Source organism: Bradyrhizobium sp. Leo114, from assembly GCF_055229415.2.
In genome coordinates this window covers 1-807 of sequence record NZ_JBUYEN020000185.1, presented here as the reverse complement: position 1 = coordinate 807, position 807 = coordinate 1, and the positions used below count along the sequence as shown (strand labels likewise).

The following is an 807-nucleotide window of genomic DNA, read 5'->3' as shown; positions in this document are numbered from 1 at the left end:
AGCGACCAGCAATTTCTTCACCAACGCCGTCTCGAGCGGCGCGCTGACGGCGCCCTCCTCCGCCTCGTCCGGCGGCAACGGGGTCTATGCCTATGGCGGCACCAGCACCGCTGGGATCTTCCCGACCAGCAGCTTCAGCGCGTCCAACTACTACGCCGACGTGGTGTTCTCGCCTGGCTCGACGACCGACACGCCGCCGGTGCTGGTGACCCAGACCGCCAACCAGAGTGCGGTCGTCGGCTCGGCCTTCTCGCTGACGCTGCCCGCCGGCACCTTCAACGATCCCGACGGCGGCGCTCTCACCTATTCGGCAACCGGCTTGAACGGCGCGGCGCTTCCCTCATGGCTGACGTTCAACGCGGCAACGCGAGCATTCAGCGGCACGCCCGCATCGGCCAATGTCGGCACCCTCGGCGTCCAGGTTTCGGCCACCGATCCCGCCGGCCTCTCCGCCAGCGAGACTTTCAATATCGCCGTGGCGACCGACACGCCGCCGGTGCTGGTGACCCAGACCGCCAACCAGAACGCGGTCGTCGGCTCGGCCTTCTCGCTGAGCCTGCCCGCCGGCACCTTCAACGATCCCGACGGCGGCGCCCTCACCTATTCGGCAACCGGCCTGAACGGCGCGGCGCTCCCCTCATGGCTGACGTTCAACGCGACGACACGAACTTTCAGCGGCACGCCCGCATCGGCCAATGTCGGCACCGCCGGCATCCAGGTTTCGGCCACCGATCCGGCCGGCCTCTCTGCCAGTGAGACCTTCAATATCGCCGTGACCACGACGTCCACGACGGTGAGCCTGTTCAC

General features: G+C 67.9%; 1 protein-coding gene. It reads left to right on the top strand.

Annotation, left to right across the window (positions count from 1 at the left end; all coding sequences use genetic code 11):
• Positions 1-807: putative Ig domain-containing protein (locus ACZIRK_RS45310; RefSeq protein ID WP_474419851.1), on the top strand; the 807-nt coding region annotated here is incomplete at both ends.